Source organism: Leifsonia sp. Root4, assembly GCF_001425085.1.
Lineage (GTDB): Bacteria > Actinomycetota > Actinomycetes > Actinomycetales > Microbacteriaceae > Microterricola.
Genome location: NZ_LMDN01000006.1, coordinates 14,738 through 37,681 on the forward strand (window position 1 = coordinate 14,738; position 22,944 = coordinate 37,681).

Here is a 22,944-nt window from a genome sequence, read left to right on the forward strand (position 1 = left end):
CCACAATGCCAACCACCTCGGTTGAAAAGCTCAGCCCGACGCGCGCCAAGCTCACCATCTCGGTGTCGCCCGAAGAGCTGAAGCCCAGCATCACCCACGCCTACGGCCACATTGCCGAGCAGGTCAGCGTTCCTGGCTTCCGCAAGGGCAAGGTTCCGCCGGCCATCATCGACCAGCGTGTCGGCAAGAACGCCGTTCTTGAGCACGCCGTGAACGAGGGTCTCGACACCTTCTACCGTCTCGCCGTTGCCGAGCACGACCTGCGCCCGCTGGGCCGCCCCGCCGCCGACATCGTCGAGTGGCCGAGCGACAAGGACTTCTCCGGAGACCTTCTCCTCTCGATCGAGGTTGACGTGCGCCCCGAGCTCACGCTCCCCGACCTGTCCGGCATCGCCGTCACGGTTGACGCAGCCGAGATCGGTGACGACGAGGTTGACGCCGAGCTCGAGAAGCTCCGCAGCCGCTTCGGCACGCTCATCACGGTTGACCGGCCCGCCAAGACCGGTGACTTCGTCACCATCGACCTCACCGCCAAGATCGGCGACGACGAGGTCGACAACGCCAGCGGCATCTCCTACGAGGTCGGCTCCGGCGAGCTGATCGAGGGCATCGACGAGGCCCTCGACGCACTCTCCGCCGACGAGACCACCACCTTCGAGTCGAAGCTGCTCGGCGGCGACCGCGAGGGCGAGACCGCTCTCATCACGGTGACCGTCACGGCCGTCAAGGAGCGCGAGCTTCCCGCTGCCGACGACGACTTCGCCCAGATCGCCAGCGAGTTCGACACCATCGCCGAGCTGCGCGAGAGCCTCGTGAAGCAGGTTGAGGCCAACAAGACCTTCGCTCAGGGCGGCCAGGCACGCGACCTGCTCATCGACAAGCTCCACGAGCTCGTCGAGGTTCCGGTTCCCGCTTCCCTCGTCGAGGACGAGGTGAACCGTCACCTCGAGGGTGAGGGTCGTCTCGAAGACGACGAGCACCGCGCCGAGGTCACCGAGTCCAGCGAGAAGACCTTCCGCAGCCAGATCCTGCTCGACGCGATCGCCGAGGCCGAAGAGGTCAAGGTCAGCCAGGACGAGCTCTCGCAGTACCTCATCCAGGGCGCGGCCCAGTACGGCATGAACCCGAGCGAGTTCGTTCAGGTCCTCAGCGAGAACGGCCAGATCCAGGCCATGGTCGGCGAGGTTGCCCGCAACAAGGCGCTCGCGATCATCCTCGGCAAGGCTGTTGTCACCGACTCCAACGGCAAGACCGTTGACCTCAGCGACTTCGTTGCTGTTGACGGCGATGACGAGGACGAGGCTGAGGCCGAGGCCGAGAAGCCCGCCAAGAAGGCTCCTGCCAAGAAGGCTGCAGCGAAGAAGGCCCCCGCGAAGAAGGCCGCCAAGGCTGACGACGCCAAGGCCGACGACGCCAAGGCTGACGCCAAGGCCGACGACGCTGAGGCTGACGCCAAGGCTGCTGAGTAGTCAGAGTTCCGTTGAACGGGGGTCGGATGCCGATGGCATCCGGCCCCCGCTCTCGTTAACGCACACGAGCGACAGAGGAAGCACACCATGGACCGCCGCACAGAGTGGAAGAACCGCGTCGACGCCGTCTGGGCCGACAGCACCCTGAACAACGCCGAGGTCATCGACCGCATCGACGAGCTCGCCGCCGAATGGCCGGATGACGACGCCCTCTCCCTCTTCGAGAAGGCCGGCGCCCGCGATTCCGCTGGGCTGGAGGCGCAGGCCGAGCCGCTCTACCGCCGCGCCCTGCGACTGGGGCTGCCGGAGTCGGAGCGGGCGCAGGCCACGATCCAGCTCGCCAGCACGATCCGGAACCTCGGCCACATCGATGAGTCCGTCGCTCTGTTGCGCGCCGAACTCGACGCCGCACCCGACGGCGAACTGGCCGGCGCGGCGACGGCCTTCCTCGCCCTGGCTCTGGCCAGCCGTGGAGATGCGCTCGAGGCGACGCAGCTGGCGCTCCTCGCCCTCGTGCCTCAGCTGCCGCGCTATCAGCGCAGCGTCCGCGCATACGCGATGGAGCTGACCGCGGGCGCCTGACCCGCGCATTCCGTTCGCACCCGTCTGGCATGATGGGTGGCTCTCGGGGTTCCGGCGCTGCGACCTCACCGTCACTGCAGGGATCCCATGTCGTTCTTCGCTTTCACGCTCGTCGTGGTCGCCGCCATCGCGCACGCCGCGTGGAACCTCGCCTCGAAGAAGGCCAGCGCCAGCGGGCTGACGTTCATCTGGCTCGGAGCCGCGGCCTCCACGGTGTTCTACCTGCCGCTTGCCGTCGTCGACATCGGCCTGAACGGGCTGGAACTGCGCTCCTTCCTCCTGGGGGCGTCGGTGTCAGCGGTGCTCCACGTCGCCTACATGTTCCTGTTGCAGCGCGGCTATGCGGCCGGCGACATCTCGGTCGTCTACCCGATGGCCCGCGGCACCGGACCGCTGCTGACGGTGATTCTCGCGATCGTGATCTTCGGTGAGCGCCCGCCGCCTCTCGCGTTGCTCGGTGCACTCGTGATCGTGGCCGGCGTCGTGGCGATCGGGTTGGCGGGTTCCGCAGGGCGCAGGCGCGTGCGCACGGCATCCGGCGGGCCTGGGATGCCGCCTGCGCCACCCTCCCGCATGCGTGCCGGCACCGTCTACGGCCTGCTCACGGGCGTCGCGATTGCGGCGTACACACTCTGGGATGCGTCGGTCGTCACCGGCGGTGGGGTCTCTCCGCTCACCTTCATGGTCGGCTGCACGCTGGGGGAGTTGGTGCTGCTCACACCCGTCGCGCTGCGCAGACGCGCCCAGCTCGCGGTCGTGTGGCGAAGCTTCAAGCGCGAGGCGGCGATCGTCGGCCTGCTCTCGCCACTCTCGTACATCCTGGTGCTCTGGGCGATGCAGCTCGCACCTGTGTCCCTGGTGGCACCGGCCCGCGAACTCAGTGTCGTGCTGGTGAGCCTCGCCGGCTGGCTGATCTACCGCGAACCCAACCCGGTGCAGCGGATGGCGGGCGCCATCGTGGTGCTCGGCGGGGTCGCGCTGCTCGCCGTCGCGTGACACGCGATCTGCCCACGGCGAACACCGCTCTTCCAGCGCGTTGGCTCAGATAGATTCGACATACCGCGTTAACTGAAACGGAGCGACAACATGGCTGAACCTCTGGTAGCCACCAGCGTTTTTGATCGACTGCTGAAGGACCGCATCATCTGGCTCGGTTCCGAGGTGCGCGACGATAACGCCAACGAAATCGCCGCCAAGCTTCTGCTGCTTGCCGCCGAGGATTCCAAGCGCGACATCTACCTCTACATCAACTCGCCCGGTGGCTCGATCACGGCCGGCATGGCGATCTACGACACGATGCAGTTCGTGCCGAACGACATCGTCACCGTCGGCATCGGCATGGCGGCATCCATGGGTCAGCTCCTGCTGACGGCTGGCACGAAGGGCAAGCGATACATCACGCCGAACGCCCGTGTGCTGCTCCACCAGCCGCACGGTGGCTTCGGTGGAACGTCCAGCGACATCCAGACGCAGGCGCAGCTCATCAACGACATGAAGAAGCGTCTCGCCGAGATCACCGCTGCGCAGACCGGAAAGAGCGTTGAGCAGATCAACGCCGACGGCGACCGCGACCGCTGGTTCGACGCCCAGCAGGCGCTCGAGTACGGCTTCGTCGACCACATCCGCGAATCTGCGCTGGATGTCGCCGGCGGCGGCGGAACCGAAACCAAGTAAGCCCCCGAGCTTCGACAATTCGATCAGAAACGAAGAGACGACTATGACGACACCCAGCTTCGGTGGCACCGCATACTCCAACATGCAGGCACCCGGCTCCCGCTACATTCTGCCCAGCTTCGAGGAGCGCACGGCCTACGGCTACAAGCGCCAGGACCCGTACGCCAAGCTGTTCGAGGACCGCATCATCTTCCTCGGCGTGCAGGTTGACGACGCCTCGGCCGACGACGTGATGGCCCAGCTTCTCGTGCTCGAGAGCATGGACCCCGACCGCGACATCGTGATGTACATCAACTCGCCCGGTGGCTCGTTCACCGCGATGACGGCCATCTACGACACGATGCAGTACATCAAGCCGCAGGTGCAGACGGTCGTTCTCGGCCAGGCCGCTTCCGCTGCCGCCGTGCTGACCGCCGCCGGTGCTCCCGGCAAGCGCCTGGCCCTGCCGAACGCCCGCATCCTGATCCACCAGCCCGCCGTCGGCGAGGCCGGGCGCGGTCAGGCCTCGGACATCGAGATCCAGGCCAAGGAGATCCTGCGCATGCGTACCTGGCTTGAAGACACGCTGGCCAAGCACTCGAACCGCGACGCGGCTCAGGTGAACAAGGACATCGACCGCGACAAGATCCTCAGCGCAGAAGAGGCACTCGAGTACGGTCTCATCGACCAGGTGCTCACTTCGCGCAAGAGCCTCGCCGCGCTGACCAAGTAGTATCAGCACACCGAACGCGGCGGGGGCCGGCCCACACGGCCCGGCACCCGCCGCGTTTCTGCGCTCACCCACGCCGATGGTTGAGCCACTCACGCCGATGGTTGAGCCTGTCGAAACCGCGGACGCCGGCCCCGCGGCAGACCGTGCAGCTGCGCGGTGAAAACGTCTGGCGCGGAACTGTCGTTTCTGCCGCGAGTCGGCGGTCGTGGGCGGCAGGCGACAGGCGACGCGCCAGAGAATCTGCGAGCCGCAACCGCCGGGATGTCGGCATCACAGGCTAGGCTCGGATTACGTTCTGAAACATCAGTTTCGAGACGCTGAGGAGGCGGACGAATGGCACGCATAGGTGAGAGCGCCGACCTGCTCAAATGCTCCTTCTGTGGCAAGAGCCAGAAGCAGGTCCAGCAGCTCATCGCGGGCCCAGGTGTCTACATCTGTGACGAGTGCGTCGAACTCTGCAACGAGATCATCGAGGAACGTCTGGCCGAGTCCGGCGACGAGGTGAGCAGCGAGTTCGAGCTGCCCAAGCCCAAGGAGATCTTCGGTTTCCTCGAGGAGTACGTCATCGGCCAGGAGCCCGCGAAGCGTGCGTTGGCCGTCGCCGTCTACAACCACTACAAGCGCGTTCGCGCTCGCACCTCCATTGGCCCGGCCGATGTCAAAGACGAGATCGAGATCGCCAAGTCCAACATCCTGTTGATCGGCCCGACCGGCTGCGGCAAGACCTACCTTGCACAGACGCTGGCCAAGCGCCTCAACGTTCCCTTCGCCGTCGCGGATGCCACCGCGCTCACCGAGGCCGGTTATGTCGGTGAAGACGTCGAGAACATCCTGCTGAAACTGATCCAGGCCGCCGACTACGACGTCAAGCGCGCCGAGACCGGAATCATCTACATCGACGAGGTCGACAAGATCGCCCGCAAGGCCGAGAATCCGTCGATCACGCGAGATGTCTCCGGCGAGGGTGTTCAGCAGGCGTTGCTCAAGATTCTCGAGGGCACCGTCGCATCCGTCCCGCCGCAGGGTGGGCGCAAGCACCCTCACCAAGAGTTCATCCAGATCGACACCACCAACGTGCTGTTCATCGTCGCCGGCGCCTTCGCCGGTCTCGAAGACATCATCTCGTCTCGTGCGGGCAAGAAGGGCATCGGCTTCGGCGCCCCGCTCCACTCCAAGGGCGACGACGTCAACCTGTTCAGCGAGGTTCTCCCAGAAGACCTGCAGAAGTTCGGGCTGATCCCGGAGTTCATCGGGCGCCTCCCCGTCGTCACCACGGTCACTCAGCTCGACCAGGTCGCGTTGATGGAGATCCTCACCAAGCCGAAGAACGCGCTCGTGCGTCAGTACCAGCGCATGTTCGAGTACGACGGCGTCGAGCTCGAGTTCGAGCAGCCGGCGCTCGAGGCGATCGCCGATCTCGCCGTGCTCCGTCAGACCGGCGCTCGAGGTCTCCGGGCGATCATGGAAGAAGTCCTCGGGCCGATCATGTTCGAGGTGCCCTCGAGCGAGGAAGTCGCTCGCGTCGTCGTGACCAGGGCCGCCGTGCTCGAAAACGCGGCGCCGACGATTGTGCCCCACAAGGCGCGTCGCCAAGAGAAGTCCGCGTAGAGAAGTCCGCGTAGCGAAGTCGGCGTAGCGAATCCGGCCTAGCGAAGTCGGGCTGGGCCGGGTAGCACCGCGCCAGAGAACGAAAGGCTCTGCCATTCTGCAACCGATCTTCGCCGGCATCGTCGCCGCGATCACAGGATTCGCCAGTTCCTTCGCCCTGGTCATCGCCGGTCTCGCCGCGGTCGGCGCCACCGATGCCCAGGCGGCATCCGGACTCTTCGCGCTCTGCATCACGGTGGGCATCTGCTGCATCGTCGTGCCGTGGCTGACGAAGGTCCCGATCTCCTTCGCGTGGTCGACACCGGGCGCTGCGCTGCTGCTTGCGGCGGCCGCATCGACGCAGAACTTCGCCGCAGCGGTCGGCGCGTTCATCGTGTGCGCCATCCTGATCGTGCTGTGCGGGCTGTGGCCGGCGCTCGGGCGTCTGATCACGCGCATCCCGAAGCCGATCGCCGCCGCGATGCTCGCCGGGATTCTGTTCCCGATCTGCCTCGCGCCGGTGACAGCATCGGTCGAACAGCCGCTCATCGCGCTGCCCATGATCCTCGTCTGGCTGATCCTCGCCCGGCTGGCGCCGCGCTGGGCTGTGCCGGCCGCAATGCTCGTTGCCGCGGTCGGCATCGCCGTCATGGCCGGGCCGGAGGCGTTCACCGCGCAGTCCTCCGTGCCACGGCTGGAGTTCGTCTCTCCCGAGTTCGTTCCCGCCGTCATCGTGAGCCTGGGGCTCCCACTGTTCATCGTGACGATGGCGGGGCAGAACGTGCCCGGTTTCGCAGTCATGTCGACGTTCGGGTACGCCGTGGCGCCCCGGCCGGTGCTGCTGACGAGCGGTGTCGCCTCCGCCGCCGGCGCGCTCTTCGGCGGGCACGTGATCAACCTGGCCGCGATCACCGCTGCACTGATGGCGAGCCCAGAAGCGCACCCCGACCGGTCGAAGCGGTGGATCGCCACCGTGACGTCCGGTTTCGCCTATCTGCTGCTCGGCGCGGGTGCCGGCTTCGCCTCCGCGCTCGTCTCGGCGGCGCCGCCCATCCTGATCACGGCGGTCGCGGGGCTGGCACTCCTCGGCGCGCTCGTCACCTCGGTGACGTCGGCGCTGGATGCCGCAGAGCACCGCATCACGGCGATCGCGACCTTCCTCGTCACGGCGTCCGGTGTCACGATCGCCGGAATCGGTTCCGCGTTCTGGGGCCTGCTCGTCGGCGGCGTGTTCGCGCTGTGGCTCGGTCCATCGATTCGCCCACGTGCTGGGGTCCTCAAGTCGATGCCCAACCCGGAGCCGGAGCCCGAGCCCGAAACGGAGCGGGAGTCGGTCTAGGCGAGGTCGTCGTCGGTGCGGGCACCGAAGACGATTTCATCCCAGCTCGGCATCGATGCCCTGCCCTTCTTGCCGCGGGCCTGTGCGGCCGCAGGAGCGGGGGCAGGGGCCTGAGTGGGGGCAGGCGGGGCCTGCGGCGTCGTTGACGCGCTGGTCGGCCTGCTGGCGGCACCCCAGAGCCGCAAGGTCGGGTTACTCGGCTCCGGCTCGTTCTGCTCGTCCTCGGCCTCGTGCGCCTCGTCTGCGGCTGGCAGGTCCAGCTCGGTGTCGGCCGGTGCGGCTGGCAGCTCCGCTGCGGGTGCCGCAGCGGACTCTGTGACGGCGGCAGCCTCGCGCTCACCGCGGCGGCGGCGCAGCGCCTCGAGCAGATCGGCGGTCTCGCTGAGCGACGGCGCCGGCTCGTCTGCACGCTTGATCGCGGCCTTCGTGACGGCGGGGCTCGATGATGCCGCCCGGCCGTAGGGAACGGGTTCGAGCTGGGGAACGACATCGCCGAGGTCGTCGCCGATGATCGGATCGCGGAAGGTGAAGGCTCCGCTGTCGAAGCGCGACTCGTCGATCGTGGTGTCGTGGCCGACTGCGCGAAGGCGGGGGATCAGAGATCCACTGATCTCGCCCTGCTGCGAGAGCGTGACGGCCTCGGAGTTCAGCGGGGAGAGCGTGAGCTTCTTCGGTTCGAAGGCCCAGCGGGCGTCGTGGTCGATTCCATCGGCCGTGAACGCCAGCTTGATGACCCAGCCGCCTGCCGGTTCCTTCCAGCTGGCCCAGCGTTCGCCCTGCGCGCCGAGCGATGCGAGCCGGTCGCGGATGACGGTTCCGAAGTTCATGGCATCGTCGGCCGGCTCGGGGTCGATCGCCGTGTGCACCGGCACGCCGAGCGCGGAGGAGACCATGTGCTCGCGTTCGGCGACGACGGGCCCCTCGAAGCGCTGGATGTACTCCAGCGATGCACCGGTGACAGCCGCGACATCGTCGGCAGACATTCCGGAGCGGATGTAGGCCTGAACCTCGCGCGGGGAAAGTTTGGGACTGTTCGTCACCTCGGGCTGCGCCTGGCGCAGTCGCGATTGCAAGACTTCGTCGATGACGATGCGAAAGCGTTCGCCTTCGTCTGAGGCGACAAGTAGTGCCCCGTTCTCGACGCCGATTACCTTCAGTTCCTGCATTGCGTTGAGCCCTTTCACGCTGGCCGACGCTGCCTAGAATGCCACGCACAAGGCCCAATTCGAGGGAATACACCGGGCGCGCCGGAAGTTCTCTTGCACGGGCGCAAAAATGGGCGCGAAGCAGGGTTTGCTATTCCCCGCGCTTTGTTGCAAACTATGCCCGCCGATTTAAGTTGTGGCGGCAGTATATGGAAGTGGATGGGTATGGCAACGGATTACGACGCACCTCGGAAGACCGACGATGATTCTGACTCGATCGAGGCGCTGAAGGAGCGAGTACCCGACAAGATGTCGGGCGTCGTGGATGTCGAAGACGCCGACAACCCCGGCGGCTTCGACCTGCCTGGTGCCGACCTCTCAGACCTGGATCTTGACGTGGTCGTGCTGCCCCCGCAGGCAGACGAATTCACGTGTGTGAGCTGCTTCCTCGTGAAGCACCGCTCGCAGGTTGACCACGAGTCGAAGCTCGGACCAATCTGCCTGGAGTGCGCAGCCTAGGCAGCAGGCGAATCAGTTTCTGGCCGTCGCGATCGATTGATCGCGGCGGCCAATTCTGTTGGGTGGCGGCTCGAGAGCAGCCAGTACGGCGTCGGGTCTGCCGCGTCGAGCAGGGGCACGCGCACGACCGACTTCACCCATCCGCGAATGAGCATCCAGGCCCGTGCGTCCAGCCGAGGGCCGCGTTCCGCGAAAGCCTCAGCTCCTTCACAGGCTGAGGCCTCTCCGAGCTGGTCGAGGCGGATGCCGGCCCGACCGGCCGTGAGCATCCCGTCGGCGACCGTGATGCGCGGCGACGCCAGAAGCAGCAGTGCGACGCATCCGGCGTAGAGCACGATGGCCGTGACGATGCCGGCCGGCATGCTGATCGGTGCGAGTACGAGGATGCTTGCCGGGATGACGAGGGCCGTGGAGATGAACATCCATGGGTTCGGCCAGAGCCGTTCGCTGTATGCGGGTGCTGACGTGTCTTTGTTAACGGGCATGGCTCTATTCGATCAGAGTTCTGCACTACCCTCGACACGTGGCTGAAAGCGTTGAAGTACTGATCACGGCATCCGTCGTTCCCCACTACGCCCATCCGGGCGATGCGGGAGCCGACCTGCACTCGGCGGAGTCGCTGACTCTGGCCCCGGGGGAGCGTGCCCTCGTCGGCACCGGCGTGTCGATCGCGTTGCCTCACGGCTTCGCCGCCTTCGTCGTTCCGCGGAGCGGCCTCGCGGCCAAGCACGGCATCACCATCGTGAACAGTCCAGGCACCGTCGATGCCGGCTACCGCGGCGAGATCAAGGTCGCGCTGCTGAACACAGACACGAGCGCGCCGTTCGAGATCGCGGCCGGCGATCGGATCGCGCAGCTCATCATCATGCCCGTCACCCGCGCGAACTTCATCCCGGTCGAGACGCTGCCAGGCAGCGCCCGCGGCGAGGGTGGATTCGGCTCGACCGGCACCAGCCCGATCGCGGGCACCCCAACTTCAGGAGGTATCGCATGAGCGACATCGAGAGCGCCGGCGATCTGCCGGTCGAACACCCCAAGTCAGCACCGGAGGACCGCGCAGAGAACGGTCCGCTCGACGACAGCGAGGCGAACCCGGTTCGCCCCTACGTCGACCTCGGCGGCGTGAAGATCCTGCCCCGCGAGGGTCTGCACCTCCGCCTCGAGATCGAGGAGGAGAGCAAGCGCGTCGTCGCCATCGGCCTCGACTACGCCAACTCGACCCTGCAGGTCCAGCCGTTCGCCGCCCCGCGTTCGAGTGGGCTCTGGCACGAGATTCGTGAGCAGATCTCCGAGCAGATCGCCCGTCAGGGTGGAACGACGACCTTGCGCGACGGTGCGTTCGGGCCGGAGCTCCTCGCCCAGATCCCCGTGGCCGCAGGCTCAGGAACGGCCGGCGGCACCCGCCTCGCCCGCTTCGTCGGCGTCGACGGACCGCGTTGGTTCCTCCGTGGCGTCATCGCCGGTGAGGCTGCGGTCAACCCCGACGCGGCCGCGGCCGTCGAAGAGCTGTTCCGCAGCATCGTCGTCGTGCGCGGCACGACCCCGATGCCCCCGCGCGACCTCATTCCTCTCCGGATGCCGGCCGCGCCAGCCGGCGACGCACCGACCAGTGTCTGAGAACACCCGCAACGAGCCCGACGACGAGCAGACCCCGGAGGTCGCCGCGACCTTCGGCAACCAGCTCGCCGACGCAGCCCGCAAGGCCGGACTCGGCAAGCTCGCCGACGACGAGAAGCTCTCTCCGCGTGACATGCTCGCCGCCCTCGGCGGTATCCGCGGCCTGGCCGAGACGATCGTGCCAGGACTCGTCTTCCTGGTCATCTACACCTTCGCGAAGGACCTCGTCTGGGCGCTCGGGGTCTCCGTCGCCCTGGCCGTGGTCTTCACGATCGTGCGCGTCATCGGCAAGACGCCCGTCATGCAGGCGGTCGCCGGCCTGATCGGCGTCGTCGTCTCCGCGGCACTCGCGCTGTGGACGGGGCGGGGCGAGGACAACTTCGTGCTCGGCCTCATAACCAATGCGGTCTACGCAACCGCGCTGCTCGTGTCGATGCTCGTGCGCTGGCCGCTCATCGGCCTCGCCGTCGGGTATCTCATGGGTGACGGGCTCGCCTGGCGCGAGAACAAGCGCCGCTTCCAGGCGATGCAGCTGCTCACCGCGTGCTGGTTCGGGCTGTTCGCCGCCCGCCTGCTCGTGCAGCTCCCGCTGTATTTCGCCGGCAACGTCGAGGGCCTCGCCATCACCAAACTGTTGATGGGCGTTCCGCTCTACGCCATCCTGCTGCTGGTCTCCTGGCTCATCGTCAAGGCGGTCTACGCCAAGCCGACGCGGTAGCTCCTCTCGGCGCAGACACGGAGCTCGATCGGTGCAGAGTGCGCCATCCGGAATGCTAGAGTTATCTTGACATCAAGATAAATTCTTCGATAGCCACATCCCTCGCTCGGTGCAGCCTACTTAGGCTAACCTTGCTGGCAACAGCCTCGGTGTGGCCGCAAAGATTGAAGACATGCCGCGTATCTGGCGGCGTCCAGCTTAAGGAGAGGGCTACGTGTCTGCAGTAAATAGCTTTGGAGCAAAAGACACCCTCCGGGTCGGTGAGACCGACTACGAAGTTTTCCGCGTCGACACCGTCGCCGGTTATGAGAAGCTTCCGTTCAGCCTCAAGGTGCTTCTGGAGAATCTTCTCCGCACCGAGGATGGCGCAAACGTCACCAAGTCGCAGATCGAGGCCCTGGGTTCCTGGGTTCCCGAGTCGGAGCCGGACACCGAGATCCAGTTCACGCCCGCCCGCGTGATCATGCAGGACTTCACCGGTGTTCCCTGCATCGTCGACCTCGCCACCATGCGCGAGGCCGTCTCCGCCCTCGGCGGCGACCCGAACAAGATCAACCCCCTGGCGCCGGCCGAGATGGTCATCGACCACTCCGTCATCGCCGACCTCTTCGGCACCGAGAACGCCCTCGAGCGCAACGTCGAGATCGAGTACGAGCGCAACGGTGAGCGCTACCAGTTCCTGCGCTGGGGCCAGACCGCGTTCGAAGACTTCAAGGTCGTCCCGCCCGGAACCGGCATCGTGCACCAGGTCAACATCGAGTACCTGGCCCGCGTCACCATGACCCGCACCGTCGGTGGCGCCCTGCAGGCCTACCCGGACACCTGTGTCGGCACCGACTCGCACACGACGATGGTCAACGGCCTCGGCGTGCTGGGCTGGGGCGTCGGCGGCATCGAGGCCGAGGCGGCCATGCTCGGCCAGCCCGTCTCCATGCTCATCCCCAAGGTCGTCGGCTTCAAGCTGACCGGCGCCATCCCGGCAGCGGTCACCGCGACCGACGTCGTGCTCACGATCACCGACATGCTGCGCAAGCACGGCGTCGTCGGCAAGTTCGTCGAGTTCTACGGATCGGGTGTCGCGGCCGTGCCGCTGGCCAACCGTGCCACCATCGGCAACATGAGCCCCGAGTTCGGCTCGACGGCCGCCATGTTCCCGATCGATGACGTCACCCTCGACTACCTGCGCCTCACGGGCCGCAGCGAGGAGCAGGTCGCCCTGGTCGAGTCGTACTCCAAGCTGCAGAAGCTCTGGCACGACCCCGAGCTGGAGCCGGCGTTCAGCGAGTACATCGAGCTCGACCTCTCCACCGTCGTTCCCTCGATCGCCGGCCCGAAGCGTCCGCAGGACCGCATCGAGCTCAGTGACTCGAAGTCGCAGTTCGAGAAGGACCTCCTCAACTACGCCGACGTCGACCACGACCTCGTCGACCTTGAGATCGCCGAGTCCTTCCCGGCATCCGACCCTCCCGGGAACACCCCGGAGAGCGAGCACAGCGACCACCACCACACGCACCGCAGCCACGCTCCGGCCTCGGCCTCCAAGCCGACCGATGTGTCGCTCGCGACCGGTGAGAACTTCGTGCTCGACCACGGTGCCGTCGCGATCGCGGCCATCACCTCGTGCACGAACACCTCGAACCCCTCCGTGATGCTCGCGGCCGGCCTGCTGGCCCGCAACGCCGTCAAGAAGGGCCTCAAGGTCAAGCCGTGGGTCAAGACCACGCTGGCACCCGGCTCCAAGGTCGTCACGGACTACTACGAGAAGGCCGGCCTCACCGACGACCTCGAAGCCCTCGGCTTCTACACCGTCGGCTACGGCTGCACCACCTGCATCGGCAACTCCGGCCCGCTCCTCGACGAGATCTCGGCCGCCGTCAATGAGCAGGACCTCGCCGTCACCGCTGTGCTCTCCGGTAACCGCAACTTCGAGGGTCGCATCAACCCCGACGTCAAGATGAACTACCTGGCGAGCCCGCCCCTGGTCATCGCCTACGCGATCGCCGGTTCGATGAACTTCGACTTCGAGGCCGACGCGCTCGGAACGGATACAGAGGGCAACGCTGTCTTCCTCAAGGACATCTGGCCGGATGCCGCAGAGGTGCAGTACACGATCGACAACTCGATCAACAAGGGCATGTTCGAGACGCAGTACGCCGGCGTCTTCGACGGTGACGAGCGCTGGCGTTCGCTGGAGACCCCCGCAGGGGCCGTCTTCGAGTGGGACGAGAAGTCGACGTACGTGCGGAAGCCCCCGTACTTCGACGGCATGACGATGGAGACCACCCCGGTCAGCGACATCCAGGGCGCCCGCGTCCTGGCCAAGCTCGGCGACTCGGTCACCACCGACCACATCAGCCCGGCCGGCAACATCAAGGCAGACAGCCCCGCAGGCCAGTACCTCGTGGAGCACGGCGTCGAGCGCAAGGACTTCAACTCCTACGGCTCGCGTCGCGGCAACCACGAGATCATGATCCGTGGCACCTTCGCCAACATCCGTCTGCGCAACCAGCTGCTCGACAACGTGGAGGGCGGCTACACCCGTGACTTCACGCAGGAGGGCGCTCCGCAGTCGTTCATCTACGATGCCAGCCAGAACTACCAGGCCGCCGGCATCCCGCTGGTGATCTTCGGTGGCAAGGAGTACGGCTCCGGTTCCTCGCGTGACTGGGCGGCCAAGGGCACCAGCCTCCTCGGCGTCAAGGCCGTCATCACCGAGAGCTTCGAGCGCATCCACCGCTCCAACCTCATCGGAATGGGCGTCGTCCCGCTGCAGTTCCCGGCCGGTCAGAGCTGGGCATCGCTCGGCCTCGACGGCACGGAGACCGTGTCGATCACGGGCCTCGAGCAGCTGAACGAGGGCACAACCCCGAAGACGGTGCGCGTCACCGCCGTTCCGAGCGAGCAGTCGCCGGCCGGCAAGGCGACCGTCGAGTTCGACGCCGTCGTGCGCATCGACACCCCGGGCGAGGCAGACTACTACCGCAACGGCGGAATCCTGCAGTACGTGCTGCGCTCGCTCGTCTAACACGCAGCAGAAGCAACAGCATCATAGGACGGCCGGTCTCACTGAGACCGGCCGTTTCCGTTGCGCGCGGAGTGGGCGGGGCGCAGAGTGGAGCCATGAGCGCACACAACGAACTCCTTGCAGCGGCCGACACCTCCTCCGAGCTGAGCGGCACGGCCTTCACCCATGTGCCAGGGCGCCTGCGTGCCCACTACGCGACCGCTGACTTCGCTGCAGCCGTCGGGCTCCTGGATTCCGTGGCGACGGTCGCCGATGAGCTGAACCACCACCCAGACGTCAGCCTCGGCTACGGCCGTATCGAGTTCGAGCTCAGCTCTCACGATGCCGGGGGAGTCACCAGCCGCGACGTCGCCCTCGCGCTGCGCATTCAGGCCCTGGCGGACGCCGCGGGCGCCAGCGCGGCCTGAGCGCCGCCGCACTGCCGTTGGCTCTTCCCCTTTACGCCCAAAGTTTGTATAGTCGTCTATACAAGCTAGGGAGAGCGACATGGCATCAGACGAGTACCTTCCGCTGTACGTGCAGATCGGGCGGCACGTCCGATCCCAGATCCTCGGTGGCCAGCTGAGCGACGGCGACGCGATCCCCTCTGAGCCCAGCCTCATGAAGACGTTCGGCACCACGCGCGGCACCGTGCGCCAGGCCATCGGTGAGCTCGTCAACGAAGGCCTCGTGCGCCGGGAGCAGGGCAAGGGCACCTTCGTGCAGTTCCGCCCGATGACGCACAGCATCTGGAACTTCGGCGGCTTCAGCGACAGCATCAGGGGCAGAGCCGGGCTCGGCGTCGCCCGCGTCATCGAGCACGAGGTGGTCGAGCTCGACGGCGAGCCGACGCTCCGCCTCGTCCGGCTCCGCGGCATCCGCACGCCGGAGGGCGACGAGAGCATCCACTCGCTCGACACCTCACACCTCTCGCTGCGGCTCTTCCCCGGCCTCGACACGGTGAACTTCGAGAACGCGTCGCTCTATCAGACTCTGCGCGAGCGCTACGGCGTGCATCCCCACCGCACCGAGCTGGCGCTGACGACGGTGGCACCGGATGCCGCTGTCTTCACGCTGCTCGGTGAGACACCGCGATCTCCTGCCCTGGTCACGCTCCGCGGGCACGCCTACGACAGCGATGACCGGCAGATCGAGCGGATCGAGATCGTCTACTCGTCCTCGATCGAGTTCAAGATTTCCACCACCATGCCGAGCACCGGCGCCTGAGACACGAAACGAGAACAGCCCGATGTCCAAACGCACCGCATTCCTCGACCGCATCGCCGCCGGCCCGGTCCTGCTCGGCATGGTCCACCTGAAGGGTGAGTCGGCGGAGGAGAAGCTCGAGATCGCGCAACGCGAGATCGGACTGTTGTACGCCAACGGAGTCGACGCCGTCATCGTCGAGAACTACTTCGGCGCGCCGGAGGACATGGAGCGAGTGCTCGGCTGGCTCCAGGCCACCCGCCCGGCCGATTGCTACGGCGTGAACGTGCTGGATGACGACGAACGCGGTTTCACGATGGCCGGCCGCTTCGGCGCCAGCTTCGTGCAGCTCGACTCCGTCGCGGGGCACCTGAGCGCCGACGACGAAGCGGCGTTCGCCGAACGCCTGTCCGCGTGGCGCAGCGGCACCGACGCCGCCGTGCTCGGCGGCGTGCGCTTCAAGTACCAGCCGTACCTCAGCGGCAATGACGTCGAAACCGATCTGCGCCTCGGCATGGAGCGCGCCGACGCCATCGTCGTGACCGGCGATGGAACGGGCATGGAGACCGATCTCGAGCGGATCCGGGAGTTCCGCGAGGTCCTCAAGGGCTTCCCCCTCATCGTGGGCGCCGGCGTGACGAGCGCCAACTACGACGCCCAGTTGGAGCAGGCCGACGGCGCGATCGTCGGCAGCTTCCTCAAGGACACGGGCAAAGACAACGGCGACGTCGATGGTGCACGGGTCGCCGAGCTCAGCGGCCTGCTGCACGCGCTGCGATGAACGCGTACGCGCTGCTTCCCGCGCCGGCGACCGCCGAGGCGCTGCTGCCGTTCGGGCGCCACCTCAGCCTCCGGGGCGGTGGCGACGGAGTGGTCAGCTCGGAGGGCGACGGCTGGAGCGATCGGCGCTCCCTGGACGCGATCATCGACACCCCGGGCAGCCTCGGTCACACGGTCGGTGCGGCGACGCCGTTCCGGATCTCCGGGATGGAGCGGCATCCGCATACCGAGGAGGCGCTGTTCTGCGCCGGAGAGCCCGTCGTTGTCGCGGTGGCTGACACCCCAGCCGATCGCCCGGACGCCGCCGATGTGCGGGCGTTCGTGTTGGAGCCCGGCGACGTGATCGTGCTGAAGCGCGGCATCTGGCACACCGCCTGCTACGGAGTCGGCACGGCAACGCCCTACTACTGGCTGGCGACGGCAGACGACTCGATCGCCGACGTGTGGGCCCCGCCGCTCGGTGGATCGGTGCACGTCATGACTCCTGGGTCGCACTCATGACGCGCGAGGACGCGATCTTCATCGGCGACGTCGCCCTCGACGAGTATTTCGGGGTCGAGGAATGGCCGGCGCTCGGAGACAAGGTCTGGGCGGAGCCGCGGGAAGCGGAGCTCGGCGGCATGATCGCCAACGCGGCGAGCGTACACGCGGCGCTCGGCGGTTCCACGCGCTTCCTCACGACGATGAACGACGGCCCGCTCAGCCGCCGGCTGTTGGCCGAGCTGAATGGGCAGGGCATCGACACCGGGCTCTGCCTCGTCGACGACAGCCTCGCCGATTCCCGCTGTCTGATCTTCCTCACCGCCGAGCAGCACGTCGTGATCACCCCGCGCATCGGCGAACAGCGATTCGAACTCGATGACGCCTCCTTCGCGACGCTCGGCGCCGCGCGCAGCATCTACAGCTCGATCGGCGATCTGCGCCGGTTGCGCTTCGGCTCGCTCTCCGCGACCGAGATCGTCCGTGCGCTGAGAGCCGCTGGCGTCCGCGTCGTCCTCGACCTCGACGTCGCGGACCTGGAGCCGGGCGACCGCGAACTGATCGGCGCAACCGACATCTGTTTCGTCAACAGGATCGGCTTCGAGCGTCTTGCGGCGGGCGAGGCTCACGAGACGGTCGTCGCCGGGCTGCTGACCGGCGGGATGACGCAGCTCATCGTCACATTGGACGCCGACGGCTGCATCGTCCACGGCAGCGACGGTCAGACGGTGGTCGGCGGCATCGCCGCCGCGGTCGTCGATGTGACCGGTGCGGGCGACACCTTCTGCAGCTCGTTCCTCTTCGCGTTCGACCGCTCTGGCGACGCGGCCATCGCGGCGCAGTTCGCCAATGGGGCCGGAGCCAGGGCCACCGAATCGCACGGCGCGCGGTCGGGCGTCGGCACGGTTGGCGACGTTCTCGACTACCTCAGCGCCGCCGGGCAGGACACCGGACGTCTGGCCGCGGCATTGCTGCCCGACATCCGGTGAGCTGACGCACGGCGCACCCTCGCACACCCCATCACACAGCATCCCTCTCACCCCCCCCCGAAATGGAGTAACCATGTCAGCACCCCGCACCGCCTCGCGTCTGCTGCTCTGGGCCGCAGCATCCCTGACGGCCGTCAGCCTCGTCGGCTGCGTGCAGAACGCACCCACAACCGCAGCGCCGACCGGCGACGCCATCGCAGTGACCGCCGACGAAGCCGTCGCAGCGCTCGTGCCGGCAGCCATCACCGACTCCGGCACCCTGCGTGTCGGCGTCAACCTCACCTACTCGCCGAATGAGTTCAAGACGCCCGAGGGCGCGCCGACGGGATGGGCCATCGAGCTGATGGACGCAATCGCGGCGAAGATGGGCCTCCAGGTCGAGTACTCGCCCGCGGCCTTCGACAACATCCTTCCCGGTGTCATCGGCGGCAAGTACGACGTCGGCCAGGGCTCATTCACCGACACGAAGGAGCGCGAGAAGATCGTCGACTTCGTGAACTACTACTCGGCCGGAACCCGCTGGGCGGCCCAGACGGGCAGCACGCTCGACCCGGAGAACGCCTGCGGACTCACGATCGCGGCCGGCGCAACGACCTACCAGGAGACGAACGACCTGCCCGCCCGCTCCGAGGCGTGCGTCGCCTCGGGCAAGGAGCCGATCACGATCCTGAAGTTCGACACCCAGGACGCGATCACGAACGCGGTCGTGCTCGGCCAGGCCGACGGTTTCGCCGCCGACTCGCCCGTCACCGCCTACGCCGTCGCGGCAACGGAGGGCAAGCTCTCCCTGGTCGGCGAGCAGTATGACTCCGCACCGTTCGGCTTCGCGATCCCCAAGGATGCCGGCACGCTGGCCGAGGCCGTCGAGGCATCCGTTCAGGCGATCATCGATGACGGCAGCTACACGGCCATCCTCGAGAAGTGGGGCGTGCAGGACGGCGCCGTCGCAGAGGCCGGCATCAACGGCGCCATCTTCTAGGCACCGCTCAGCGCCAGCGGGAACGTTCGTCCTCCCGCGGCGCGAGCACGACGGCATCCGCCCCACCGTCCCAGACCTTGACGGGGCGGGTGCCGTCCCACGCCGGCCAGCCGGGATCGCCGGTTGCCGCGAACCGCACCCAGGCCGCGTGCATGTCGTCGGCCAGGCGTTGCGGGGCATCCGGCCCGGCCATCGCCGCGGCATCCGGGCTTCGCAGCGTGTCAAAGACGAAACCGAGCTCCAGGGCATGACACGCCCCCAGCGCGTCCACGGGGGAGCGCCAGGCGAATTCGTAGACGTAGCTGGGTGCGGCCTTCGCCCGGAGCCTGGCATCGGCGAGTCGGTTCAATGGGATCCGCAACAGCAGATCCGTCGCCAGCGCCCCGAACAGTTCGCCGATGCTGCTGCCAGGGCGGTTGCGGCGGTACAACCGGACCGTCGCGGCGCTGATCCGGAACTTCGCCATCGCGACGACGATGTGCAGCCTCCCGATCTTCTCGATCAGACCGGTTGGGATGAACCAGAGCCGATACTCCTCGGTGTTCGCGCCCATCAGCACCGGAATCGTCGCCCCGGCGCCGGCATCCAGGGCGTCCCGTGGATGCCGCGGAACGTTCTCTCCGCCGATTGTCAGGTTGAAGGCCGGCCCGCCGGTGATCGGCGTCGTGCCGGCCGTCGCGCGTCGCTGGGCGTCCAGCAACGCGGCGGGGGAGAAGTCGGCGAATCCGGCGCGATTCGACTGGGTCCCGAGCAATTTCGCCATGATCCGCGTCACGGCGCCGGAGACGGCGGCTGGTCGCGCATCGGGCGGCCCGCTCTGCATGATCGCCCGATCGAAGAGCGACGCGGCATCCGGCAGCGCGAGCAAAGCCGCGATCGTGATCGCACCGGCCGACTCGCCCATGACGGTCACCCTGCTCGGGTCGCCGCCGAACGACCAGATGTTCCTGCGCACCCAGCGCAGCGCCGCGATCTGATCCTCGAGGCCGAGATTCGCCTCCGCGCCATCGAGCACCGAGAATCCCTCGCTGCCGAGGCGATAGTTGACCCCGACGAAGACGATGCCGTCGCGTGCGAAGGTCGTGCCGTCGTAGATCGGCAGGGCGTTGCTGCCGCGGGTGAGCGCTCCACCGTGGATCCAGACGATGACGGGGGCGAGCTCGGCACCGGTACGTTCGGGAGCCCAGATCGCCAGATTGAGGATCTCCTCTCCGGCGATGGACGTGCTGCCGAGGAACTTCTCCATGCCTCCCGCATACGGCAATTGGGGAGCCGTGGCTCCGGCGTGCCTGCAGTCCCGCTCCCCGTTCCAACTCCGCACCGGCTGTGGCGGTCTGAACCGGTTCTCGCCGAACGGCGCCGCGGCGTACGGCACGCCGAGATAACGGTGCACGCCATTGATGAAGAGGCCCTGGATGCGGCCGCTCTCCACCTCCATGCTGATCTCGTGATCGGTCATATCGCTCCTTCGCGAATCCGGTAGCACCACTGTGCCATGAGCCGGGTCGAAATCGGCGAAGCGGTGACAAGCGCGTAAACTCGACAGGTACCGCCGATATCAGGTGGTCGTGTCTGAAAGGCGGTGGGGCGTGAGCCTTCTCGAGACGATCAAAGGTCCCAGAGACCTCGACGCACTCTCGAAAGACCAGCTCGTGCAACTCGCCGCCGAGATCCGCGAGTTCCTGGTACAGAACGTCGCCAAGACCGGTGGCCACCTCGGCCCGAACCTCGGTGTGGTCGAGATGACGATCGCCATGCACCGCGTCTTCGACTCTCCGCGTGACGCGATGGTCTTCGACACCGGGCACCAGTCCTATGTGCACAAGCTCCTGACGGGGCGCCAGGACTTCAGCACGCTGCGCCAGCGTGGTGGCCTCGCCGGCTACCCGCAGCGCTCGGAATCCGAGCACGACATCGTCGAGAGCTCCCACGCCTCCAGCTCGCTCAGCTGGGCAGACGGTATCTCGCGGGCGTTCAGCATGACCGGGCAGCGCGACCGCCACGTGATCGCCGTCGTCGGCGACGGTGCGCTCACCGGCGGCATGACCTGGGAAGCGCTCAACAACATCACCGATGACAACGCGCGTCGGCTCATCATCATCGTCAACGACAACGGTCGCTCCTACGCTCCGACGATCGGCGGCATGGCCCGCTTCCTCAACACCGTGCGGACCCGTCGCAGCTACCGCAATCTCTACATCTCCAGCCGCAGGGCGTTCGACAAGCTGGGCGGCCCCGGACGCGCCGTCTACCGTGGCGTACGTGGCGGCCTGCACGGCTTCCTCAGCCGCTTCTCCAACAACGAGGCGCTCTACTCCAACCTCGACATCAAGTACATCGGGCCGATTCACGGTCACGACCTCGTCGCGATGGAGGAGGCGCTGCGCCAGGCCAAGGGCTACGGAGCGCCGGTGATCGTGCACACGATCACCGACAAGGGCCGCGGCTACGAGCCCGCCCGTCAGGATGCAGCCGACCAGTTCCACGCCGTCGGGCAGATCGACCCGGAAACCGGCTCGTCGCTCGACTCCTCGTCAGCGCAGTCCTGGACATCGGTCTTCGCCGATGAGATGGTGCAGCTGGCCGCCCGCAACGACAAGCTCGTCGGTATCACCGCCGCGATGCTCCGGCCAACCGGACTCCACCGCATGGCGGAGCGTTTCCCCGAGCGCGTCCTGGATGTCGGCATCGCCGAGCAGCACGCCGCGACCTCGGCTGCCGGGCTCGCCTTCGGCGGAATGCACCCGGTCGTCGCCGTCTATGCGACCTTCATCAACCGTGCCTTCGATCAGGTGCTGATGGACGTCGCCCTGCACAAAGCCGGCGTCACCTTCGTGCTCGACCGCGCCGGTGTGACCGGGCCGGACGGCCCGAGCCACCACGGCATGTGGGATCTCGCGATCCTGCAGGTCGTCCCCGGCATCCGTCTTGCCGCACCGCGCGACGCCACCCGCTTGCGCGAGGAGCTGGCGGAAGCCGTTGCGGTCGACAACGCCCCGACCGTGCTGCGCTTCCCCAAGGGCAGCGTCGGCGTTGAATTCGATGCGATCCGTCGAACGGATGACGGCGTCGACGTGCTGCGGGAATCGGCAACGAGCGATGTTCTGCTCGTCGCCGTCGGCCCGCTGGCCGGCATGGCGCTCGAGGTCGCCGATCTGCTCGCCCTCCAGGGCATCGGCTCGACCGTCATCGATCCGCGCTGGGTTGTGCCCGTCCCGCACAGCGTGATCGAGCTCTCCCGCGGGCACCGCCTCGTGGTGAGCCTCGAAGACGGCATCAAGGTCGGTGGCATCGGCACCCGCATCCGTCAGGATCTGCGCGAGGCCGGCGTCGACACGGCCGTCACCGAGCTCGGCCTGCCGGACGAATTCATCGACCACGCGACGCGCGCCCAGATCATGCAGGACATCGGCCTCACGGCGCCGCAGGTGGCCGAGGACATCGCCGCCATGTTCGCCGGCAGCAAGGTCCCGCACGTCGGCCCACCGACGGCCGCGATCCCGCAGATCAGGGTCGAGTGACCGCGGGGTTGTCCACGGCTGGCTTGTCCAGGGCTGGCTTGTTCACGGCTGGCTTGTTCACGGAATAGCGCAGTTCGATGGCGCCGCCGGCGAACGACGTCGTGCCCAGCGCGGTGAGCCCCGTGTTCCTCGCGAGCGGGAGCAACGGCCGCCCGGCGCCCAGCAGCACCGGCATGATCGTCACCTGCAACTCGTCGAGCAGGCCGGCATCGGCGAATTGGCTCGCGACATTGCCGCCGCCGATCACCCACACCTTCTTCTCGCCGGCCGCGAGGGTCGCGGCGGCGTGCAGGGCCGCGATATCACCCGGGCCATCGGCGCGGGTGAATCGGATGTCGGCGCCGTCGATGCCCGGCAGCTCCCGGTGGCTGAGCACCCAGGCCGGCATCGTGTAGCTCCACTCCGACGGATCGTTCAGGATGAAGTCGTAGGTGTCCGCTCCCATGATCACCGCGCCGATGTCGGCGATGAAGTCGGCATACTGCTCGGCGAACTCCTCGAAGCCGAACTCCATCAGCCAGTCGAGGGAATTCTCCCGGTCGGCGATGAACCCGTCGAGGCTGCAGGCAACGTAATACACGGTTTTCGTCATGGCAGCAGCCTAGATCCAGGCTCCGACATGC

The 22,944-nt window shown here is 67.1% G+C and carries 23 protein-coding genes; 19 read left to right on the forward strand and 4 right to left on the reverse strand.

Annotated features, from left to right (window positions below; all coding sequences use genetic code 11):
- Nucleotides 1–5 precede the first annotated feature (5 nt).
- The 7 genes from tig to ASC66_RS17015 all read left to right on the forward strand — a co-directional run bounded on the left by tig (nt 6) and on the right by ASC66_RS17015 (nt 7,363).
- Nucleotides 6–1,469: a trigger factor gene (tig, locus tag ASC66_RS16985; RefSeq protein WP_055842517.1), complete on the forward strand. Its 1,464-nt coding sequence runs from the start codon at nt 6–8 to the stop codon at nt 1,467–1,469.
- 87 nt (nt 1,470–1,556) lie between these two features.
- A complete protein-coding gene (locus ASC66_RS16990; RefSeq protein WP_055842518.1) occupies nt 1,557–2,051 on the forward strand; it encodes a tetratricopeptide repeat protein in 495 nt (164 codons plus the stop codon).
- An 87-nt stretch (nt 2,052–2,138) separates the two neighbouring features.
- Entirely contained in the window at nt 2,139–3,047 is a 909-nt protein-coding gene (locus ASC66_RS16995; RefSeq protein ID WP_055842522.1) for an EamA family transporter, read from the forward strand.
- A gap of 90 nt (nt 3,048–3,137) precedes the next feature.
- Entirely contained in the window at nt 3,138–3,725 is a 588-nt protein-coding gene (locus ASC66_RS17000; RefSeq protein WP_055842524.1) for an ATP-dependent Clp protease proteolytic subunit, read from the forward strand.
- A gap of 43 nt (nt 3,726–3,768) precedes the next feature.
- A complete protein-coding gene (locus ASC66_RS17005) occupies nt 3,769–4,437 on the forward strand; it encodes an ATP-dependent Clp protease proteolytic subunit (RefSeq protein ID WP_055842527.1) in 669 nt (222 codons plus the stop codon).
- A 333-nt stretch (nt 4,438–4,770) separates the two neighbouring features.
- On the forward strand, nt 4,771–6,045 hold the full coding sequence (clpX, locus tag ASC66_RS17010) for an ATP-dependent Clp protease ATP-binding subunit ClpX (RefSeq protein ID WP_055842530.1): 1,275 nt from the start codon (nt 4,771–4,773) through the stop codon (nt 6,043–6,045).
- Between the two features lie 106 nt (nt 6,046–6,151).
- The gene (locus ASC66_RS17015) at nt 6,152–7,363 is read left to right on the forward strand and encodes a benzoate/H(+) symporter BenE family transporter (protein WP_353612536.1); all 1,212 of its coding nucleotides are present in this window, start codon (nt 6,152–6,154) and stop codon (nt 7,361–7,363) included.
- Here the strand turns inward: ASC66_RS17015 and sepH are convergent.
- Nucleotides 7,360–8,529, reverse strand: a complete 1,170-nt coding sequence (gene sepH, locus ASC66_RS17020) for a septation protein SepH (protein WP_055842536.1) — start codon at nt 8,527–8,529, stop codon at nt 7,360–7,362. The two genes, ASC66_RS17015 and sepH, sit on opposite strands and share 4 nt — an antisense overlap.
- 204 nt (nt 8,530–8,733) lie before the next feature.
- On the opposite strand from sepH, the gene ASC66_RS17025 reads away from it, so the two are divergent.
- Entirely contained in the window at nt 8,734–9,027 is a 294-nt protein-coding gene (locus ASC66_RS17025; RefSeq protein WP_055842540.1) for a DUF4193 domain-containing protein, read from the forward strand.
- Here the strand turns inward: ASC66_RS17025 and ASC66_RS17030 are convergent.
- Nucleotides 9,024–9,512 (reverse strand): DUF3093 domain-containing protein, encoded by a 489-nt coding sequence (locus tag ASC66_RS17030; protein WP_055842542.1) that lies wholly within the window; start codon nt 9,510–9,512, stop codon nt 9,024–9,026. The genes ASC66_RS17025 and ASC66_RS17030 overlap by 4 nt on opposite strands.
- A 38-nt stretch (nt 9,513–9,550) precedes the next feature.
- On the opposite strand from ASC66_RS17030, the gene dut reads away from it, so the two are divergent.
- The 10 genes from dut (at nt 9,551) to ASC66_RS17080 (ending at nt 18,800) form a co-directional block, all read left to right on the forward strand.
- On the forward strand, nt 9,551–10,021 hold the full coding sequence (gene dut / locus ASC66_RS17035) for a dUTP diphosphatase (RefSeq protein WP_055842545.1): 471 nt from the start codon (nt 9,551–9,553) through the stop codon (nt 10,019–10,021).
- Nucleotides 10,018–10,644 carry a DUF3710 domain-containing protein gene (locus tag ASC66_RS17040; RefSeq protein WP_055842547.1) on the forward strand — a complete coding sequence of 209 codons (627 nt, stop codon included), beginning with the start codon at nt 10,018–10,020 and terminating at the stop codon, nt 10,642–10,644. Before dut ends, ASC66_RS17040 begins: the two co-directional genes overlap by 4 nt.
- Nucleotides 10,637–11,362 (forward strand): DUF3159 domain-containing protein, encoded by a 726-nt coding sequence (locus ASC66_RS17045; RefSeq protein ID WP_055842550.1) that lies wholly within the window; start codon nt 10,637–10,639, stop codon nt 11,360–11,362. The genes ASC66_RS17040 and ASC66_RS17045 overlap by 8 nt, the downstream gene beginning before the upstream one ends.
- A gap of 214 nt (nt 11,363–11,576) precedes the next feature.
- Nucleotides 11,577–14,387, forward strand: a complete 2,811-nt coding sequence (gene acnA / locus ASC66_RS17050) for an aconitate hydratase AcnA (RefSeq protein WP_055842553.1) — start codon at nt 11,577–11,579, stop codon at nt 14,385–14,387.
- Nucleotides 14,388–14,482: 95 nt separating this feature from the next.
- A complete protein-coding gene (locus ASC66_RS17055; RefSeq protein ID WP_055842555.1) occupies nt 14,483–14,794 on the forward strand; it encodes a 4a-hydroxytetrahydrobiopterin dehydratase in 312 nt (103 codons plus the stop codon).
- Between the two features lie 79 nt (nt 14,795–14,873).
- Nucleotides 14,874–15,593 (forward strand): GntR family transcriptional regulator, encoded by a 720-nt coding sequence (locus ASC66_RS17060; RefSeq protein ID WP_055842558.1) that lies wholly within the window; start codon nt 14,874–14,876, stop codon nt 15,591–15,593.
- A gap of 22 nt (nt 15,594–15,615) precedes the next feature.
- Nucleotides 15,616–16,353 (forward strand): BtpA/SgcQ family protein, encoded by a 738-nt coding sequence (locus ASC66_RS17065; protein ID WP_055842561.1) that lies wholly within the window; start codon nt 15,616–15,618, stop codon nt 16,351–16,353.
- Entirely contained in the window at nt 16,350–16,853 is a 504-nt protein-coding gene (locus ASC66_RS17070) for an ureidoglycolate lyase (protein WP_055842564.1), read from the forward strand. Before ASC66_RS17065 ends, ASC66_RS17070 begins: the two co-directional genes overlap by 4 nt.
- The gene (locus ASC66_RS17075) at nt 16,850–17,821 is read left to right on the forward strand and encodes a carbohydrate kinase family protein (RefSeq protein WP_055842568.1); all 972 of its coding nucleotides are present in this window, start codon (nt 16,850–16,852) and stop codon (nt 17,819–17,821) included. The genes ASC66_RS17070 and ASC66_RS17075 overlap by 4 nt, the downstream gene beginning before the upstream one ends.
- A gap of 73 nt (nt 17,822–17,894) precedes the next feature.
- A complete protein-coding gene (locus ASC66_RS17080) occupies nt 17,895–18,800 on the forward strand; it encodes an ABC transporter substrate-binding protein (protein ID WP_055842570.1) in 906 nt (301 codons plus the stop codon).
- A gap of 7 nt (nt 18,801–18,807) precedes the next feature.
- On the opposite strand, the gene ASC66_RS17085 is transcribed toward ASC66_RS17080, so the two are convergent.
- Complete coding sequence (locus tag ASC66_RS17085) at nt 18,808–20,259, reverse strand: carboxylesterase/lipase family protein (RefSeq protein WP_082492475.1); 1,452 nt, start codon at nt 20,257–20,259, stop codon at nt 18,808–18,810.
- 130 nt (nt 20,260–20,389) lie between these two features.
- Here ASC66_RS17085 and dxs point away from each other — a divergent pair, with 130 nt between their 5' ends.
- Nucleotides 20,390–22,321 (forward strand): 1-deoxy-D-xylulose-5-phosphate synthase, encoded by a 1,932-nt coding sequence (gene dxs / locus ASC66_RS17090; protein WP_055842573.1) that lies wholly within the window; start codon nt 20,390–20,392, stop codon nt 22,319–22,321.
- Here dxs and ASC66_RS17095 read toward each other — a convergent pair.
- Nucleotides 22,308–22,913, reverse strand: coding sequence for a dihydrofolate reductase family protein (locus ASC66_RS17095; RefSeq protein ID WP_055842577.1), 606 nt, complete (start codon nt 22,911–22,913; stop codon nt 22,308–22,310). The two genes, dxs and ASC66_RS17095, sit on opposite strands and share 14 nt — an antisense overlap.
- Between the last annotated feature and the right edge of the window lie 31 nt (nt 22,914–22,944).

Coding starts and splice junctions, on each gene's coding strand:
- tig (WP_055842517.1), top strand. CDS start 6: ATGCCAACCACCTCGGTTGAAAAGCTCAGCCCGACGCGCGCCAAGCTC.
- ASC66_RS16990 (WP_055842518.1), top strand. CDS start 1,557: ATGGACCGCCGCACAGAGTGGAAGAACCGCGTCGACGCCGTCTGGGCC.
- ASC66_RS16995 (WP_055842522.1), top strand. CDS start 2,139: ATGTCGTTCTTCGCTTTCACGCTCGTCGTGGTCGCCGCCATCGCGCAC.
- ASC66_RS17000 (WP_055842524.1), top strand. CDS start 3,138: ATGGCTGAACCTCTGGTAGCCACCAGCGTTTTTGATCGACTGCTGAAG.
- ASC66_RS17005 (WP_055842527.1), top strand. CDS start 3,769: ATGACGACACCCAGCTTCGGTGGCACCGCATACTCCAACATGCAGGCA.
- clpX (WP_055842530.1), top strand. CDS start 4,771: ATGGCACGCATAGGTGAGAGCGCCGACCTGCTCAAATGCTCCTTCTGT.
- sepH (WP_055842536.1), bottom strand. CDS start 8,529: ATGCAGGAACTGAAGGTAATCGGCGTCGAGAACGGGGCACTACTTGTC.
- ASC66_RS17025 (WP_055842540.1), top strand. CDS start 8,734: ATGGCAACGGATTACGACGCACCTCGGAAGACCGACGATGATTCTGAC.
- ASC66_RS17030 (WP_055842542.1), bottom strand. CDS start 9,512: ATGCCCGTTAACAAAGACACGTCAGCACCCGCATACAGCGAACGGCTC.
- ASC66_RS17040 (WP_055842547.1), top strand. CDS start 10,018: ATGAGCGACATCGAGAGCGCCGGCGATCTGCCGGTCGAACACCCCAAG.
- ASC66_RS17055 (WP_055842555.1), top strand. CDS start 14,483: ATGAGCGCACACAACGAACTCCTTGCAGCGGCCGACACCTCCTCCGAG.
- ASC66_RS17060 (WP_055842558.1), top strand. CDS start 14,874: ATGGCATCAGACGAGTACCTTCCGCTGTACGTGCAGATCGGGCGGCAC.
- ASC66_RS17065 (WP_055842561.1), top strand. CDS start 15,616: ATGTCCAAACGCACCGCATTCCTCGACCGCATCGCCGCCGGCCCGGTC.
- ASC66_RS17070 (WP_055842564.1), top strand. CDS start 16,350: ATGAACGCGTACGCGCTGCTTCCCGCGCCGGCGACCGCCGAGGCGCTG.
- ASC66_RS17075 (WP_055842568.1), top strand. CDS start 16,850: ATGACGCGCGAGGACGCGATCTTCATCGGCGACGTCGCCCTCGACGAG.
- ASC66_RS17080 (WP_055842570.1), top strand. CDS start 17,895: ATGTCAGCACCCCGCACCGCCTCGCGTCTGCTGCTCTGGGCCGCAGCA.
- ASC66_RS17085 (WP_082492475.1), bottom strand. CDS start 20,259: ATGACCGATCACGAGATCAGCATGGAGGTGGAGAGCGGCCGCATCCAG.
- ASC66_RS17095 (WP_055842577.1), bottom strand. CDS start 22,913: ATGACGAAAACCGTGTATTACGTTGCCTGCAGCCTCGACGGGTTCATC.